The sequence below is a fragment of the Saccharobesus litoralis genome, from assembly GCF_003063625.1.
GTDB classification, from domain to species: domain Bacteria; phylum Pseudomonadota; class Gammaproteobacteria; order Enterobacterales; family Alteromonadaceae; genus Saccharobesus; species Saccharobesus litoralis.
In genome coordinates this window covers 1,235,994-1,254,097 of record NZ_CP026604.1, presented here as the reverse complement: position 1 = coordinate 1,254,097, position 18,104 = coordinate 1,235,994, and the positions used below count along the sequence as shown (strand labels likewise).

General features: G+C 40.9%; 11 protein-coding genes and 1 pseudogene. 6 read left to right on the top strand and 6 right to left on the bottom strand.

Annotated features, from left to right (window positions below):
• The first annotated feature begins 119 nt into the window (after nucleotides 1-119).
• Both C2869_RS04405 and C2869_RS04400 read left to right on the top strand, forming a co-directional pair.
• On the top strand, nucleotides 120-1,010 hold the full coding sequence (locus tag C2869_RS04405) for an RHS repeat-associated core domain-containing protein (protein WP_228710761.1): 891 nt from the start codon (nucleotides 120-122) through the stop codon (nucleotides 1,008-1,010).
• Nucleotides 1,011-1,020: 10 nt separating this feature from the next.
• Nucleotides 1,021-1,461 (top strand): hypothetical protein, encoded by a 441-nt coding sequence (locus C2869_RS04400; RefSeq protein WP_108601800.1) that lies wholly within the window; start codon nucleotides 1,021-1,023, stop codon nucleotides 1,459-1,461.
• A gap of 548 nt (nucleotides 1,462-2,009) precedes the next feature.
• On the opposite strand, the gene C2869_RS04395 is transcribed toward C2869_RS04400, so the two are convergent.
• Complete coding sequence (locus tag C2869_RS04395; protein WP_108601799.1) at nucleotides 2,010-3,977, bottom strand: carbohydrate binding domain-containing protein; 1,968 nt, start codon at nucleotides 3,975-3,977, stop codon at nucleotides 2,010-2,012.
• Nucleotides 3,974-4,534 carry an RNA polymerase sigma factor gene (locus tag C2869_RS04390; RefSeq protein ID WP_108601798.1) on the bottom strand — a complete coding sequence of 187 codons (561 nt, stop codon included), beginning with the start codon at nucleotides 4,532-4,534 and terminating at the stop codon, nucleotides 3,974-3,976. Before C2869_RS04390 ends, C2869_RS04395 begins: the two co-directional genes overlap by 4 nt.
• Before the next feature lie 439 nt (nucleotides 4,535-4,973).
• On the opposite strand from C2869_RS04390, the gene C2869_RS04385 reads away from it, so the two are divergent.
• A complete protein-coding gene (locus C2869_RS04385; protein WP_228710760.1) occupies nucleotides 4,974-8,099 on the top strand; it encodes a NosD domain-containing protein in 3,126 nt (1,041 codons plus the stop codon).
• Nucleotides 8,100-8,495: 396 nt separating this feature from the next.
• A complete protein-coding gene (locus C2869_RS04380; protein ID WP_108601797.1) occupies nucleotides 8,496-10,733 on the top strand; it encodes a right-handed parallel beta-helix repeat-containing protein in 2,238 nt (745 codons plus the stop codon).
• A gap of 200 nt (nucleotides 10,734-10,933) precedes the next feature.
• Here the strand turns inward: C2869_RS04380 and C2869_RS04375 are convergent, their stop codons facing one another.
• Both C2869_RS04375 and C2869_RS04370 read right to left on the bottom strand, forming a co-directional pair.
• Nucleotides 10,934-11,221: a GIY-YIG nuclease family protein gene (locus tag C2869_RS04375; protein WP_108601796.1), complete on the bottom strand. Its 288-nt coding sequence runs from the start codon at nucleotides 11,219-11,221 to the stop codon at nucleotides 10,934-10,936.
• Between the two features lie 207 nt (nucleotides 11,222-11,428).
• Nucleotides 11,429-11,707 (bottom strand): GIY-YIG nuclease family protein, encoded by a 279-nt coding sequence (locus C2869_RS04370; protein WP_108601795.1) that lies wholly within the window; start codon nucleotides 11,705-11,707, stop codon nucleotides 11,429-11,431.
• Between the two features lie 557 nt (nucleotides 11,708-12,264).
• On the opposite strand from C2869_RS04370, the gene C2869_RS04365 reads away from it, so the two are divergent.
• On the top strand, nucleotides 12,265-14,436 hold the full coding sequence (locus C2869_RS04365) for a right-handed parallel beta-helix repeat-containing protein (protein WP_108601794.1): 2,172 nt from the start codon (nucleotides 12,265-12,267) through the stop codon (nucleotides 14,434-14,436).
• 190 nt (nucleotides 14,437-14,626) lie between these two features.
• On the opposite strand, the gene C2869_RS04360 is transcribed toward C2869_RS04365, so the two are convergent.
• Entirely contained in the window at nucleotides 14,627-15,226 is a 600-nt protein-coding gene (locus C2869_RS04360) for a hypothetical protein (protein ID WP_108601793.1), read from the bottom strand.
• A 252-nt stretch (nucleotides 15,227-15,478) separates the two neighbouring features.
• Nucleotides 15,479-15,604 (bottom strand): annotated as a pseudogene (locus C2869_RS23105) (IS3-like element ISAma1 family transposase); the annotation flags it as partial.
• Between the two features lie 674 nt (nucleotides 15,605-16,278).
• Here C2869_RS23105 and C2869_RS04355 point away from each other — a divergent pair.
• Entirely contained in the window at nucleotides 16,279-17,967 is a 1,689-nt protein-coding gene (locus C2869_RS04355; RefSeq protein ID WP_108601792.1) for a discoidin domain-containing protein, read from the top strand.
• Nucleotides 17,968-18,104: the final 137 nt, after the last annotated feature.

The following is an 18,104-nucleotide window of genomic DNA, read 5'->3' as shown; positions in this document are numbered from 1 at the left end:
CCATGTTGCAGTCCTATACATCAAAATAGAAAATACAAAATTTATATGTCCCGCAAAGATTGGTATTTTTAGGTGGGTGTCTTGTTATTTAAGAATCGACCGAAGCCTTGGCTTATAATTTGGCTAACATCACCGAAGATGGCTTCACTGGTCATGATATGCTTGCGACAGGATTTATTCATATGAAGGGTAGAGTATATGACCCTATTATCGGTCGCTTTTTAAGCCCAGATCCGATTGTACAAGCTCCCTATTTTAGCCAAAGTTGGAACTCTTATACTTACGGGTGGAATAACCCACTCAGGTACACAGATCCGAGTGGATATACTAACGATGATGAAGCCTGCCAAAGAAAGAGTGAGGGCGGGAACTGTCAAAAAGTTGAAAAGAAATGCGACTCAGGAGAATGTCACACTGTTTATGGCAGTTATGAACTACAAAGGCAGATTAAGTTTTATGAAAGGATACATAGGTATAGGAACAACTCTAGGAGGCATGATAGAGCGCGAGAGGGACAAGCAGCCCTAGATCTAATTAGTGAGCATAAGTATTCAATCTCCAGCTCAGCTCGATCTATGGGGGTGGATCCACAGCATGTGGCCAGCATAATTTTCCAAGAGAAATATCATGGTGTTTGGGCAAAACTAAAAAATGTGCCCGCTTGGATGATGATCTTGGTAGGGATCAATGATGCAAGCGTAGGCTTAGCTGAAATGGATATTAATACCGCGGCACTGCTTTTAGGCGTTGACACTTCCACTATGAGTAGTGATACAAGAAACCAAATCATTAATCTTCTCGCAAATGACCGAACTGCTATATCACTAATATCACTTAATGTAGCTAGTTTCCAAGAACGGTTGGGCCGACCTGTATCCGTGCAAGAAGCTACATATGGTCATAACGCCGGGGTAAATGCGCTTGCAAGGGATTTACCAATCTCACAAGGGTCTCCTGTTTCTAGAAGATCATGGGGACATCAAGATGCTATCGCTGACGCATTAAAATAAGGTGGATAATATGAAAAACTTTAAACCTATACTTATGCTTTTAGTTCTTCTTCAAGTTCTATTGAGCTATCTGTTTTATAGATTTGGAAGCTTGTTTTTCTTTCTCGAAGAACGAGCGCAAGTTATTCCAGTTAGAAGCTTGGCAAGTCAAGGAAGCGGAGAGGACCTGCTTATTAGCTTAGGCGGTATCTTGTTTCTAGCTTTAAGCGCTTTTTATCTATTGAACATAAAAAGCAAATTAAGACTTGTTGATTTACTAGCCTTATTTATAGTATTGGTATTACAGGCGCTTTTCTTGATGATGATAGAGGTAGCATCTTTATCAATAAGCATTATGCAAACTAAGGGCTGGATACTGTTGGCTTGGTTTAGTGTTTATGCCACTTTATGGTTAGTTTTTTTAGTATCTTTTGTTAATAAATCTATTGGGTGGATAAAGCCGTCAAAGTGATTCTCTGAATTAGTTTGAGCGTGCCCATCCTTGCTATTACTATTGCTCCTTATTTGTTTTTGTCGAAGAGGAGTTAGGCAAAAACTATTTTTAAATCAGAAAATTAGTTAAGACGCCGATAACTACCCAGCATTTTCTTAATACGAAATTGCTGGGTAGATTTTAAGTGCAAGGTGCACCGATGCTTATTCCTGAACGCTCGGCACTTCCAACATCCCTGTAGGTGCACCGATGCTTATTCCTGAACGCTCGGCACTTCCAACATCCCTGTAGGTGCACCGATGCTTATTCCTGAACGCTCGGCACTTCCTACATCCCTGTAGGTGCAGATTTATCTGCATAACACCTAAGCATCCGCCAACACGGATTAAACCACCGCCAGCCAAAGTTTGAATTAAATGCTGGCTGTCGCTAACGAAATCCTAATCTTTGTGGACATATAAATTTTGTCATTTCTATTTTTGAGGCATAAGGCTGCAACATGGTCGTGTCGCGATTCGTTGTACTCATGGCGACCTACGGCTTATTTAAACTGCGTTTAACGTCAGTTATTTCTGATTAGCAGGAAAAAACTCAAAGTTATCTAAATGGAAAACTGCTTGCGTATCGACATGGATCCCTATCTGAAAACTATCGTTATCAGGTATAAATTGTTTGGGGATCCTTGCCCGTATTTTAATTAAGCCGCTTTCGCCAACTTTAGCATGTTCTAAATGAAAGCTGTTGGGTGGCCACCCTGGTTTGGCGTTGTGCCAGCCGGTTGATGTAATGTGCTGGGTTGATATTCGTCCTTTGACTAGACGTAAGTCATAGCTAAAAATATAGTCTGACTCTTGGTCAAATGTGATGCCTTTAAATGCTTTGTGTTTAATCTTAATTGCCAGCGGCCCTTGATAAGTGTCGACATGCATACCAAAATCCCCCGTGATAGCCGCTGTTTTATTGACTTCTATATGGGCGTAGTTGTCTTTTCCTGTCGCAACTTTCTCAACAATATAGTCACCATAGGCCCCGCTTTCAAAGTCAGCATTGCTATTGGCTAGCAAGTTTTTTGGATTAACTACAGGCTCTAAGCGAACATTATCAATAAAGAACTCGTCGTATGGAGTGTAAAACGCGAGCTCGATTCCCGTGTGTGTACTTGGCCAGTTTTCACCTGTGATGAGTTTGTTGACTCGTTGCCAATTGCCATGAGCTTGAGGCCTAAACCACGCACCATACGCGGTAGCCAATAGCTTGTCTTTAGTATTGATTAATCGCGCGTATATGCCGGGATTTTCGGTTTGTTTACCGATTAATTTAATATCAAAGCTCAACCTAAACAGTCGGCCATTACGCATAAAGTCTTGTGGTAATACATGGTGGTCAAAGCGCAGTGTCACTTTACCTGCTTGTGTATTGACGTATAACCCGTAGTTGCCAGATTTGGCGGCCTCGGTTTGTACTTCGGCATAACCTACTGAGCTAAAATGTAACTTCCAGTTGTTGAGATTGCCGGCTTCAAAGCCTGCGTTTAAATTTTTCAGCAAATTCTTATGATTGCTAAGAGGCAAAGGCGCGCTCTTTACTTGTGAATGTAAATTGTCAAATTGCAAGTCGATTGACTGGTTGCTGTTGGCTGAATTCGGGTTTTGAGCTTGTTTGGTTTTTGTTGTTTTAAGGTGGCGGATCACAGGTTTAGGCGTAAAGGTACCATATTGAATATTACCCTTATGATTAAGGCTGATATTGACAGGTTGTGAGCCATCCCAAGTCAATTGAAATGCGGGTATATTTGACGTGGAAACAACAGGCTCAGCGCTTGGCTGACTCGCTAAGTTTGCCAATATATATTGTGCATCCTTGGTTAAAATATGTGCCATGGTATTGGTTGCTAAGCTAATATTGATTTGACCATTAATCAACTGCAGTGAATGATTTTTATCTAAATTAAATTCAGTCGGGGCGTGGGCAGTAATTCGCGCTCCGGAATCGAGTCTAAGTTGATGTTGTCCTTGTTTAATCCAATAGCTTTTTGTGTGTAAGCTCTCACTGACTTCGATTTTATTTAGGGTTGATGAAGCTTTTCCATTGTGATTGACAATGACATTGTGCTGAGGATCCGCTGGTAGAAACACCCAAGCTAGAATAGCGAATAAAAGCGTGGCGGCTATTAAAGCTCCAGTACCAGCACCTTTACCAGCAGCAGTGCCAGTAAATAGGCGATTGTACAGTGTTTGGTTACTGGCGGTACGGTTTGATAATAGCTTTTGTGGGGGCGCAGTAACTGTATTGACAAATTGTTCGGTAGGCGACTCATTGATTTTCGGTATGTCAGCACTTGCTTTGAATTGCTGTACAAAGTGGCTAGTGCCGTGATCACGCTGTTTAAACCTCGTTATACGAGCAATTAATTTATGCTCGGCAATGTAATCGATTAGTGCTGGGTTTTGTTGGCACGCGAGCTCAAGCTCTTGTGTTACTTTTTCACCATTTAAGTATCGGGCGACAAGTTGTTGGTGTTCCGTACTGATCATGAGTCACCTGCCATTTTATCTGATATGCAATTGCGTAATTTGTCGCGAACTCTATGTAACCGCATGGTTAACGTTGAATATTTGGTGTCCGTCATTTTGGCTAGATCACGTATGGTGTAGCCTTCGCCATAGTGCTGAATAACCAGTTTTTTCAGGCTGTCATTTAAAAAATCTAAACAGCCAGTTAGCGCGGCATACAGTCCGGATTCTGTTTGTACTTCGAGTTTGTGTTCAATTTTGGATTCGATAATGCTTTCTAAATCCATTGCGTCGCCAACCGCTAATGGTACTGACTTGCGCCTGTGATTGTTGAGCAAATTCAATGCTATGGCTTTAAACCAATATTTAATCGGACGCTCAGGCACAAAGTCTTTAATTTTGCGGAACGCCACAATAAAGGTTTCTTGTGCTAAATCCTCTGCTTCATGGTGTGAGTCCAATCTTGTCGCTAAACTAATCCTGATCTCGCGTTCATATTTGCTAACCAGCTCGGAAAACGCATTAACGTCGCCGTTTTGTGCTAGCCGGATCAGTTCATAGTCTTGTTCGATACTCAACTAATCACTCCATCGTCTGAGGGTTAGGTTATCAAGTGATTCTATTTATATATAAAAATAGAAATCGCTAAATTGAATTATCTGTATTTTGACATGTTAGGTGAATTTTTAAAACTTTATTGTTAATTATTATCATTGAGCGTTGGTTTTTAATAATAGAGTTAAAAATAGTTTTTTGTTATTTATTGTCATAACTACATGATAAATAACTAATAAATTTAAAACACTCTTTCTGTTGTAAAATAAAAGTTAAAAATAATTTAATTCGATGTGTTACATTCTTGTTCACAATACATTTAATAAATGAGCCCTATGATTGACTGAATTTATTAAAGGTGTTGTTTTGTTAACAAGTTGCTTTACATATAAAAAAATAAAACCCAATAAAACCAAGCGTTTAACGACGCTTGTTAATAAAAATATCTCTCGTTGCAAATGCTTGTTATGGATAACCTCAACTCTTGCGTTTTCAGCGCCAATTTACGCTAAAAACATTCATGTCGCACCTTATGGTGACGATGCCGCTAGCGGTGCTTGGGATGCGCCTTTTCAAACCATTAATCGTGCAGTAGAAGAAGCAAATGAAGGTGATGTAGTTCTAATCCGCGCAGGTACTTATCGCGAGCAAGTTAATATTAAAGGCAAAACAGGTATTACCCTGCGTCCAAATGGCAATCAACAAGTCATCATCTCGGGTGCTGATATTGTTGAAAGTAACTGGAGTGCCGACCCTAACCGTCCTGGTGTTTTCAGAGCCACGCTAAACAGCAGTGAAATTGAAACCGACTACACCCAAGTTTTTGTCAACGGTAAGTTTGAGCAGATGGCTCGTTTCCCTGATAACATCAGTGGCGACATGCTTAATCCTATGGATCCGTTAAGTGGTTACGCTGTCATTACTGATGCCAACAAACCTGAAGGTACGGGCGTTTATTCTGAAGTCAACTTTACCACGCATCGCGGTGTGCCTAGCTTGCCCGATATCGATTTTTCTAACGAAGCTGTCGTTCGCGGTTTAATTGGTAAATTACGCAATAACATCTTTTCTGCATCAACCGATGGTGCCGATATTCAAACCGATGGCTCGGGTGTTGTCAGTTTTATCGGCACTAACAACGGCGTTTGGAAAAATTCGCCAGCATACACTTCACCGGAAGGTTTCGGTTATATATTCGATCTTGAAGTGCTTGATAGACCGGGTGAGTGGTTCTACAAACGCAAAGACAATACACTGTATTACATGCCGGTTACTGGCTCAATGCATGGTTTTACAGTAGAGGCAAAAACGCGTAAATGGGCACTAAACATAGATAACTCAGACGATATTAAAATTGAGAATATCCATGTAATGGCCGCTTCGATGAAGGTGAATAACTCAGATGATTTGCATGTGAGTGGCAGCTCATTCCAGTATTTACACCCGTTTTTATACCGTCGTAGTTATGGTGTGTTGAAAGAAGGTATCGTGGTTGATAATTCTGATCGCGGTATTTACGAGAACAACTTAGTTGCGAAAACTTGGGGTAGTGGTTTTATTCTTAATTCGGGTAACGATAACGTTATTCGCAACAATATTATCGAAGATATTGGTTGGTTAGGCCAGTTTACTGTGGCGTTATTTAACGAAGCGGAAAACACCCAAATTGTGCAAAACACTTTTGGTCGAGCGTCTCGCTTCCATATTCGTACCACTAAATCCGTTAAGTCGACCATTACCGACAACCATATGTATGAAGCGATGGCGATGGGTGAAGATGCGGGTGCGATCATGATGACCAGCACGGGCCAAACCGAATATCTTGATCTTAAAGATACTGAAATTGCCTACAACCGCATTCATGATTTAAATGGTATTCCGGCTATGGATACCAAGCCATACTACAGCCGCCAAACCATTAAAGCGTTTTATCTAGAAGACGTAGACAACTACACGGTTCACCATAACTTGGTATATAACATTACCGGCGTCGGTTACGAGCGGATCACCGAAGGTAAAGCAGTTGAGCCAGATGGCAGCATTATTTACCTTGGGCCAAGAACCCGTAGCATGACACGTAAGGTTAATTACTTTAATAACACCTTCTACAACTACGATGGTTTTATGGGTATTTGGCATCATTCTGATGTCGAGCAAAACATTCATGGCTTGATTGCCGACGGTAATATCGTCAACAACATCATGATGAAGGATAAAAAGTCGAAGCTTGGTGGCACATACATGACAGTGACGCTACCTCAGCATAAATCGGTAGCGACGGGTAAAATTTCGGATATTTCGGAGTACAGTATTGTTGATTATGTTGCGGCCATTGCTGAAGCGCCGTATTACTACACCATTAATCAATCTAGCAATACTGAATTTAACGAAACTCAATTCAATAACAACTTTAGAGATATCAGCACCGGCAACTTTAGACAGTACAATGGTTCGGCGCAAAACTCTAATGGCGAACCAATTGAAGGGATTACCGGACCAGAGCCAATCGCGCGTGGTGCCTATGAAGGTGCGACAACTGAAGATAAAGAGCGTGTATTTAATGCGGGTAGTAGTGTAACGCGTGATGCATTTCCTAATGCCGACGAAATGGACTTTATACCGCAGCCTGAGCCAGAAGAACCAGAGCCAGCCGTTGACCCTAGCATTCAATTCGTTGATAGCGAGCAATATACCGCTACTAGCTTCTTACAATCCGAAACATTAAATGTTGCGGTTAGCTATGAAGCAGGCACAGGCCATACTGTCTCTAATACATTGGGTGGTGTGCGCATATCGTTACGTTTGATTGAGGTAGTAACTGATCCAGCAACAGGTAAAAATAAGTGGGTCATGCAAAGCGAAACCTTAATCAAAGATGGCAGCGCCATCGGCCAACAAACCGGTATCGCCAACGCAGCCATCCCATTAGCTGGTTTAACCCCAACTGCGGAGCTTCCTGCTAGTCAGTTCTACTTCTTATATACCTTGTTTGACAACACCAATGGTGATCGTAAGACCTTAGGGATCAGAGGCATCAACATAGAAGGCGACTTTGATGGTGATGGTGTATCTGATGCGTTGGATAACGACGATGACAACGACGGAGTTGAAGATGCACTAGATGCTTTCCCATTCGACGCCAGTGAATCAGTGGATACTGATGGAGATGGGATTGGCAACAATGCCGATGAAGATGACGACGGTGATTCAGTAGCGGATAGTGATGACGTGTTCCCGCTTAATAGCTCTGAATGGGCAGACTTTGATGGTGACGGTCAGGGCGATAACGCTGATCTTGATGACGATAATGATGGTGTTGCCGATACAGTCGACGTTCATCTTGGTGTTGTATCAGGCAATGTTATGGTTGCAGGTGTTGATACGGGTATTGGCAATCGCGTTAACTCTGCAGGTATGCCATTAGCTGTACAAGTAGTAACCGCAGATGCCGATTGTACCGCGACTAGTAAGAATGCTGGCCAGTATAATAGCTGTCTAGCAAAAGCGTTTAATACGTTAAAAGCGCAAGGTGACATTGCGGGCCACGAAAAAGGCCATTTGCAAAGTATTGTAGCTAAAAACAAATAGTACTCGCTAAACGCTAATTCACTTTACAACAAGCGGTTTATCTTTTTACTCGTCAGGTAATTAGATAAACCGCCTACCTTCTATTTATCAAAAAAACACAATTAATTTCGTGTATTTTTTGCTGCGTTCAATTTTAATGTTATTCACTGTTTCCTGATTAACCTACCCTTCATTTACATATCACTTATAGCTATATTTATTTCTATATATATTTGATATTGACATAGTTTTTATTGTTTACAATCTGCGATATACGATCTAAATTATTTATCACTGCATATGTGACGTTGTGCGGTTATCTATAAAAAAGTCAGTATTAAATAAGTAAAAAGAAATAATTAAGTTCAAATGGAAATTGTAAATAATCAAAATTACACAATTAAAAGGTGCAATGTAATGAAGGAAATAATTAGCTACTCAACACTAAATCAAACAACTCATAAAATTAGCGCTAAAAGCAAAGGCGCTAGTCGTAAAAGTGCTAAAGCATTTAGTTGTTCTTTATTGTCATTAGCCGTTTTAGCAACACCGGTATTGGCAAAAAATATCCATGTCGCCACTTATGGTAGCGACTCCGCATCGGGTGCTTGGGATGCACCCTACAAAACTATTAATCATGCAGTGGCTCAGGCGCAAAGTGGCGATGTAATCAAAGTGCGTGCAGGAACTTATCGTGAGCAAGTTGATATCATAAATAAAAGCAATATCACCATTATGCCTAATGGCACTCAACAGGTGATAATCTCGGGTGCCGATGTGGTCGGCAGTACTTGGAATGAAGATCCATATCGTCCGGGTATCTTTAAAGCTTGGCTAGATAGCAGCCAGATCGAAACCGACTACACCCAAGTTTTTGTCAATGGTCAATTCCAGCAAATGGCGCGTTTTCCGGATAATATCAGCGGCGATATGCTAAACCCAACGGATGTCCAAAGCGGCTATGCAGTGATCACCAACGCCACCAAACCGCAAGGTACAGGCGTGCGCTCTAAAGTCACTTTTACTTGGCATGATGGTGTACCTTATTTGCCAGATGTGACTTTTTCAGAAGATGCAGTGGTGCGTGGCTTAATCGGTAAGTTACGCAATAATATCTTTTCGGCCAATACCGATGGCGCAGCTATTCAAAAAGATGGTAATCGCTTATTGAGTTTTGTTGGCACCAATGACGGTGTGTGGAAAAACGCTGATGCTTACAGCTCGCCAGAAGGTTTTGGTTTTATCTTCGATTTAGAAGTATTAGACAGAGCTGGAGAGTGGTTCTACAAACCCAACAACAATGTACTGTACTACAAGCCTGCCAACGGCAATATGAATGGTTTAACCGTTGAAGCGAAAAAGCGTAAATTAGCGCTTAATCTGCAAAATTCAGACAATATTACCATCGAAAATATTCATGTTGTTGCAGCGACCATGAAGGTAAATAGCTCAGACGATTTGCACGTTAATGGCTGTTCATTTCAGTACTTGCATCCATTCCTTTACCGTCGCGGTTACGGTGTGTTGAAAGAGGGTATAGTGATCGACGATTCCGATAATGGTGTTTATGAAAACAGCTTAATCGCTCATACCTGGGGCAGTGGCTTTGTTCTAAATTCAGGTAATAATAACAAGATCCACAATAACGTTATTGAAGATATAGGCTGGTTAGGTCAGTTCACTGTATCTATTTTTAACGAAGCAGAAAATACCGAGATCACGCAAAACACATTAGGCCGTGCGTCACGCTTCCATATTCGCACCACTAAGTCGGTTAAATCGACCATTACCGACAACGATATGTTTGAAGCCATGGCAATGGGTGAAGATGCAGGCTCGATTATGATGACCAGCACAGGCCAAACTGACTACCTTGATTTAAAAGATACCGAAATCGCCTATAACAAGATCCGCGATATGCATGGTATTCCGGCGATGGATACTAAGCCTTTTTACAACCGCCAAACGGTCAAAGCCCTGTACTTAGAAGATGTTGATAACTACACAGTGCATCACAACCTAATCTATAACATCAGCGGCGTTGGCTATACACGTAAAACCGAAGGCAACGCGATAGAGCCAGATGGCAGCATTATTTACCTTGGCCCACGCTCACGCAGCATGACGCGTAAGGTTAATTACTACAACAATACCTTCTATAACTACGATAGCTTTATGAACATTTGGCACCATTCAGATGTTGATAAGAATATTCATGGTTTAGTCGCTGACGGTAATATGAAAAACAATATTATGATGTCGAACAAGGCGCATAAACTGGGTGGTACCTACGTGACCTTAACCTTGCCACAGCATAAGTTTAAGTCGACAGGCAAAATCTCGGATATTAAAGAATACAGCTTAACGGATTACGTTGCCGAGATCGCCAAAGCGCCATACAACTACACCATTAATGCTTCGAACAACACCGTATTTACCGAAACCCAATATAGTAATAATTTTCAAGACGCAGCAAACGGTAACTTTAGGCAATACAGCGGCTCGGCGCAAAACTCGAACGGTGTGTCAATTACCGGGATCACAGGTTCTGCACCAATCGCCCGCGGCGCCTATGAAGGCTCAACCACTTGGGATAAAGAACGCGTATACAGAGCAGGGGCGAGTGTAACCGCAGCTGACTTTCCGGTGTTTTAGCCGTAAATAAAACCGATAGAGCAAGATAAAAAGGTTGATAGATCATAACGCTATCGACCTTATCTTCACCCTGAGCGCGAAGCAGTCGAAGGGTCGTGTGTTTAATTAGAAAACCTCTGTACTTTCCCTAAGACGATTGTCAAATAGTAAGCCAGTCAAGCTGCGCTCTGGTAAAGAATCAAATGCCGACAATTGATACACTATCGGCGCTTCTTCGATAAAGTCGATATAACGTTCCAGTCTCCAGAAATAAGAGCTTGTTTCTTCTTTCTACTCCAACCTTTTATGCGATGCTCAAAATCAAATGCTTGGTATTTATCACTAAAGGTCGTTTGATAAACCAGTTTAAGAGGGAGGCGGCTAGCTGTATAACATTCTGGGAAATATGCATTGTTATGTTGCCACAACCGAGCATCCATATTTGAGGTCATTCCAGTGTAATAACTGCCGTCATTACAAAGTAAAATATAGACAATGTAGTCTTTCATTCTAATTCCACTTACACTCAAATCTAGCTAGTCGATCATAATAACACTATCCAATAAATCTTATGCTTGTTTTAGCCCCTTAGATTTTTTAAAAGCCGAAAGAGATTGTGTTCATTTGATATACACGACCCTTCGACTGCACCAGTTTATAGTGAGCCTGTCGAACTACGCTCAGGGTGAAGAATTAACCATTTGTGATTCAATAAGCTAATTGTTCACCTTTGAGAGAGCGTTCCAATCTACAGAAATAAGAGCTTGTTTCTTCTTTCTACTCCAACCTTTTATGCGATGCTCAAAATCAAATGCTTGGTATTTATCACTAAAGGTGGTTTGATAAACCAGTTTAAGAGGGAGACGGCTAGCGGTATAGCATTCTGGGAAATATGCATTGTTATGTTGCCACAACCGAGCATCCATATTTGAGGTCATTCCAGTGTAATAACTGCCGTCATTACAAAGTAAAATATAGACATAGTAGTCTTTCATTTTAATTCCACTTACGCTCAAATCTAGCTAGTCGATCATAATAACACTATCCAATAGATCTTATGCTTTTTTTAGCCCCTTAGATTTTTTAATAAATTATCTTGTTTTAAGCCGAAAGAGATTGTGTTCATTTGATACACACGACCCTTCGACTGCACCAGTTTATAGTGAGCCTGTCGAACTACGCTCAGGGTGAAAGTTAGTTTAGCTGGCTAATCTTTTTAAAATTTAACAGTCAAAATTACACAATTGTTTTTGTGGGCTTTTTTTCGCCCGTTAACTCGTAATCAACCACTTACCTCACTTTCTAACTGCTTTACGTAAATTATCACTTATAGCTATATTTAATCTATATATAGCTGATATTACTCTACTGTTTATTGTTTACAATCTGCAATGTGGTGGTTAATTTGTTTGCGCTGCTTAAGAATTTCAAAGTGGCTATTTATCAATAAGCAAAATAATTCGGCATCAGGTTTATAGCTTGATGATCAAAACAACACATACGAGGGTGCAATATCATGCAAGGAAAAAATAGATATAGCGTTACAAAAACGATGGGAAAAAACATAGGCAAACTGGCTTTGTCAGCACTAACACTGTCGCTAATTTCAACGCCGATTTTGGCCAAAACTATCCATGTTTCAACCACGGGTAGTGACTCAGCCACTGGTGCTTGGGACAAGCCATACCAAACCATTAGTCATGCGGTTAATCAGGCGGTCAGTGGCGATACCGTATTAATTCAGGGCGGTACGTATCGCGAAGAAGTTAAAATCGAAAACAAAAACAACATTACGATTAAAGGCCATGATCCGCATCAAATCACCATCTCAGGTGCCAACGAAGTTAATACCATTTGGAGTGAAGACCAATATCGTCCCGGCGTATTTAAAGCTTGGTTAGACAGTAATCAGGTGGAAACTGACTACACCCAAGTTTTCGTCAACGGTAAGTTCGAACAAATGGCACGTTTCCCCGACAATATCACGGGTGAAATGCTAAACCCTATGGATCAAAAAAGTGGCTATGCGGTGATCGCCAATGGTTCTAAACCTCAGGGTACTAATGTTCGCTCCAACGTAACGTTTACTTGGCATAACGGTACTACGCCACTACCAAACGTAACTTTCACAGACGAAGCTATAGTACGTGGTCTTATCGGTAAACTAAGAAACAACATATTTTCAGCCTCAAAAGATGGCGCTGATATTAGAAACGAAGGCCATCGCTTACTAAGTTTTATCGGCACCAATAATGGTCCTTGGAAAAACGAAGCGGCTTATACTGCGCATGAAGGGTTTGGCTATATATTCGATTTAAGCGTGTTAGACAGGGCAGGCGAGTGGTTCTATAAACGCAATCAAAATGTTCTCTATTACAAGCCCGCTAACGGCACAATGAATGGCTTAACAGTGGAAGCTAAGCGCCGTAAATGGGGCATTAGAGTTATCAATTCAGACAATATTAAAATCGAAAATATTGACGTGGTGGCTGCGCAAATGGAAGTCACGAATTCGGATGATCTGCACGTCAATGCCTGTTCATTTCAATATATGACACCGTTTGTTTATCGTCGCGATTACGGTGTATTAAAAGAAGGTATTGTTATTAACAACTCGGATAACGGCTTATACGAAAACAATTTAATTGGCCATACTTGGGGCAGTGGCGTTATTCTAGAGTCAGGGCAAAACAATACGCTTAACAACAATATTATCGAAGATATTGGTTGGTTAGGTCAGTTTACCGTATCGCTTTGGAATACAGCGGAAAATACCACCATTACCCAAAATACCTTTGGCCGTACAGGGCGCTTCCATATCCGTACCACTGAGCATGTTAAATCTACCATCACAGACAATGACTTTTTTGAAGCCATGGCGATGGGTGAAGATGCGGGTGCCATTATGATGACTAGCACCGCGAAAAGTGTGCCGCTTGATTTAAAAGATACGGTTATCGCCTGGAACCGCATTCACGATATTAACGGTATACCGGCCATGGACTCAGACCGCTTTAACTACAGCCGTACTACGGTCAAAGCGCTATATATGGAAGACGTAAATAACTATACGGTACATCATAATTTTATCTACAACATTAACGCGACCCCTTATGACAGGGTTACCCAAGGTAAGCCAGTTGAACCTGATGGTAAACCCATTTACCTAGGACCACGCACCAAGCATATGGATAAAAAGGTCCACTACTTCAATAATACCTTTTACAACTACGACGATTTTATGAATATCTGGCACATGGAAGATCCAGACTTAAACTTAGGTGGTCATATGTCCAACGGCAGCTTTAGAAACAACATTATGATGTCGGGCAAAAAATACTACTTTAAAGGTGACTACGCTGAAATAACGGATACCAGTACTCATAAAGCCATACAAGGTGGCAATATCTCACGAATTGAAGAAACCAGTATTTACGACTTTGCCCAAGAAATCGCCAAAGCTCCGTATTTTTACACTCTGCATACAGGCACCAATACAGCGTTTTCAGAGTCGCAATACAGCAGCAACTTTGTCAATCCAAGCACTGGCGACTTTAGCTTATTTACAGGCTCAGCTCAGAACTCAAATGGTGCGGCGATCAATGGCATTACCGGTGGCTCACCAGTTGAACGCGGCGCATGGGAAGGTGAAACTCAGTGGCAACGTGACAGAATATTTAGAGCCGGCGCGACAATTTCGGCAACGGATTTTCCGGTTTATTAGTACTTGGATGTGAATTGTAGGTCGACCCTCGGGTCGACTTTGCTGCTTTGGGTAGGGTGTTTTAGCCGAAGGCGTAAGACACGTTTTAATTGGTTTAAGAGTTAACTTCCAACTGTCGGGTTACGCTTCGCTAACCCAACCTACGATTCAGGCCGACTTTTTATTTATCGTTCGTAACTTAAAGCTAGGTTCACACCCGCATCATGAGTTTATTTAATGCGTCTTGCATGGATAAGTTACGGTTACCAATTTGCGTGGCGCTTTTTAATAGCTCGACAAATTTAAATGAGAAATTTTCAGGGTATAGGCTTAACGCCAATACAGAGCGAACCTCGTGTTCTAAATCATTATCTAACCGAACAAGGTTTTTACCTTCTTTGAGAAAAGTTCTTGATTGAAGATTCATCAAGTGGATGGGGATCAACAAGGTACTAATGATTTCTTCTGCTCTACCTTTATTGCACGCGCACCACAATGGAATAATATTGATGATGCCCTGTTCTAATAGAATTGAGCAAGTTAGCGTGGCTTTTATCGACGGAACGCGATCCTTTATTGCAATAATTTTCAAATTGCCGATCTGTTCTCGATTTAATTTGCCTAACAGGACAGAGAATTGTGGGTGAGTGGTTTTACAAAAAATATCCATTTTGCCATTGTTCTCAGCCAAGTATCGATTAACTTGCGCTGAAAAGTGATTATCACTGACTGTGTCACTTAGGCCGCAAATACTGCGTAATTCTAGGTGTTTTTTATCACCGAAAAAAAAATCTGAGCTGGCTGCTGACATGTCGACATCCCTTCATAATTTCGCTAATCCTTTTAACTATAGTCGTAAAATTTAGAGTTCATAAAGTACTGGTTATTTATTTTCATTGCGCCCTGATTATTTTATGTTCGTGGATATGAGAAGAGCTTTTTTTGTACCAAACCAAACCAAACCAAACCAAGCCATAGCTTTAGCGTCTGGCGCAATAAACAATGATGCTGAATTTTTACAACTATCCCTCTTGACCTAGTTAACCATTTTGTGAGCATGCAGTTAAGCTGCGTTTTGTAATTTTGCCATTACAACTTCATATTCATTTGGGCTTTTGTAGTCTAAATAAGAATGAAGCCAAGTACTGTATAAAACAGGGGGGATGTCACTCAGAATGTCCTGCTGGGCTTCTTATCGAATAGCCTTCTAAATTTGTTGCGAGTATATTTTGAATCTCGATCTGAGTGGTGGATCAAACCTTTCTCTACTTGACAAAAAAGCTGACAAGCCATTAAGCCATCAGGAAACGTTCACCGAGCTCATTACCCCATCCTACAAATGTGAGCCAAATTGCAAATTGGCAAAATGTAACAGTGAAATAAGCTGTTTTGTAAGTTTTATTGGTATGTCCAATATTAAAGTTGTCAATCCTTTTATAACGTTTAATTTACTCTTATATAGCCTTGTTATTTAAAATATATTGCTAAAAGCTATCAAAATTCAGTGTTAATACGGGTTTTAGCGTATTTGCAAACATTTGGTATGTCCAATTGTTGTTATTTTGTAAAAATATTGTGTTTGATAGATCTCTATTTGTTAGTTATAAATCAAATCGCTGTTTACTATAATTTGTTTGGCCGGTAGGAAGGGTTTGGTTTTAATTGGTCATATAGATTGTTGGTGGTCAGTGAACGAGTGGTGACACATCCTGTGCTGATGATGATCACTACCGCTATAACAACAACACAAAACGATGAGTTTGGATTGAGTTACTTTAAAAGTTAAGTCGCTAAAAAAATCTTTGCGCCTTCTTCAATAACTCTTCGTTAATACTCAAACAACAAATGATTAGGAAATACATTATGCTTACTAAGCAGTCATTCTTAATGAGCTCAATTCTTTTAGCTTTTGGTATTAGTTCTGCCAATGCAGCTAATCCAGTTAACGTTACTGCCAGCAGTCATGACGGTAATGTTCCGCAAAATACGTTAGATAATGATTTAGGTACTCGCTGGTCTGCAAACGGTGACGGCGAATATATTGAGTATGATTTGGGGGCGAATTTCTCTATCGACTCGCTTGATATTGCTTTTTTCAAAGGCGATCAACGCAGCGCTACGTTTGATGTATTAACGTCTGCTGATGCCACTAACTGGACGACAGTGTTCAGTGGCGTGCAAAGTCAAAGTACTGCAAGCCAACAAAATGTTGCATTGACTAGCTCTGAAGGCCAATTTGTTCGAATCGTGGGCTATGGTAACTCAGCTAACACTTGGAACAGCATTACCGAAGTCGATATTAATACGTCTGCGGTTGATAATGGCAACAATGGTGGCGGTGACCCAGTCACGATCACTGCGACGGCAAGTGCTGATGATGGCAACGTTGCAGCAAACGTATTAGACAATGATTTAAATACACGTTGGTCTGCTAATGGTAACGGTGCTTGGTTACAGTTGGATCTTGGTGCTGTTCAGCCTGTTGGTACAGTCAATATTGCATTCTTTAAAGGTGATCAACGTAGCACTTACTTTGATATTGAAACCAGTGTTGATGGTTCAAGCTGGACTAAAGTATTAACCAGCGCGACTAGTGCGGGTAATACAACGGCTTTAGAGCCTTTCTCGGTTGTGACAAGTGAAGCTCGCTATGTTCGTTATGTGGGTCAAGGTAATAGCTCAAATACCTGGAACTCGTTAACTGAAATAACAATTAGCGCTGATGGTGGCTCTAATGGTGATAACGGCGGTGGTGATAATGGTGGCGGAGATAATGGTGGCGGAGATAATGGTGGCGGAGATAATGGTGGTGGCACAGCACAATACCCATCTGATCTAATGCGTAACTATAATCAATGGAAGATCACTTACCCTGACGGTGTTGAGGATAAAACCTTATATCAAGCGACTAATGAGTACTTCTACGTAAACGACGCTAAAGACGGCATTGTTTTTTACGCACCGGTTAGAAGTAACAATGGTACAACGCCTAACTCTAGCTATATTCGTTCTGAATTACGTGAGCGTGAAGCTGATGGCAGCAAAGACATCTATTGGACAACAGATGGCAAGCATGTGGTTTATGCAAAACAAGCGATTACGCATTTACCTATTGTTAAGAGCCATTTAGTTGCGACGCAAATCCATGGTAACAAAGAAGCAGGTATTGATGATTCATTAGTACTTAGATTGGAAGACGAGCATCTATTCCTTAGCTTTAATGGCGGTAAGCTTCGCAGCAATGTGACGGTTAAAACCGACTATGTGTTAGGTACAACGCACGAGGTTATGTTCGAAGTTATCGATGGTAAGCACTATGTTTACTACAGTGAAGACGGCAACCTAGCAAGTGCATATGCCGCTGGCAATGCGTCACAATACTTAGTTAAAGATGGCTCAAACGACTACTTGATGGATCTTAGCTATGGCGAGTCCTACTTTAAAATAGGTAACTATACGCAAAGTAATTCTGAAAAAGAGGGAAGCTATACAGATGATCCTGATAACTATGGTGAAGTGGTTGTTTACGATTTCTGGGTAGACCATCAATAAGCTGAACTAAAAAATTCTCCTGCTTTGTGTAACTAGCAAGGTGGGGGTAATGACTTTCAAATTTATCGTAGGTTGGGTGGTTTAATCGAAATCTAACCTACATTTTATTCTTTTGTGGGCGAGCATTTATGCTTGCA

Coding starts and splice junctions, on each gene's coding strand:
- C2869_RS04400 (WP_108601800.1), top strand. CDS start 1,021: ATGAAAAACTTTAAACCTATACTTATGCTTTTAGTTCTTCTTCAAGTT.
- C2869_RS04395 (WP_108601799.1), bottom strand. CDS start 3,977: ATGATCAGTACGGAACACCAACAACTTGTCGCCCGATACTTAAATGGT.
- C2869_RS04380 (WP_108601797.1), top strand. CDS start 8,496: ATGAAGGAAATAATTAGCTACTCAACACTAAATCAAACAACTCATAAA.
- C2869_RS04375 (WP_108601796.1), bottom strand. CDS start 11,221: ATGAAAGACTACATTGTCTATATTTTACTTTGTAATGACGGCAGTTAT.
- C2869_RS04370 (WP_108601795.1), bottom strand. CDS start 11,707: ATGAAAGACTACTATGTCTATATTTTACTTTGTAATGACGGCAGTTAT.
- C2869_RS04365 (WP_108601794.1), top strand. CDS start 12,265: ATGGGAAAAAACATAGGCAAACTGGCTTTGTCAGCACTAACACTGTCG.
- C2869_RS04360 (WP_108601793.1), bottom strand. CDS start 15,226: ATGTCAGCAGCCAGCTCAGATTTTTTTTTCGGTGATAAAAAACACCTA.
- C2869_RS04355 (WP_108601792.1), top strand. CDS start 16,279: ATGCTTACTAAGCAGTCATTCTTAATGAGCTCAATTCTTTTAGCTTTT.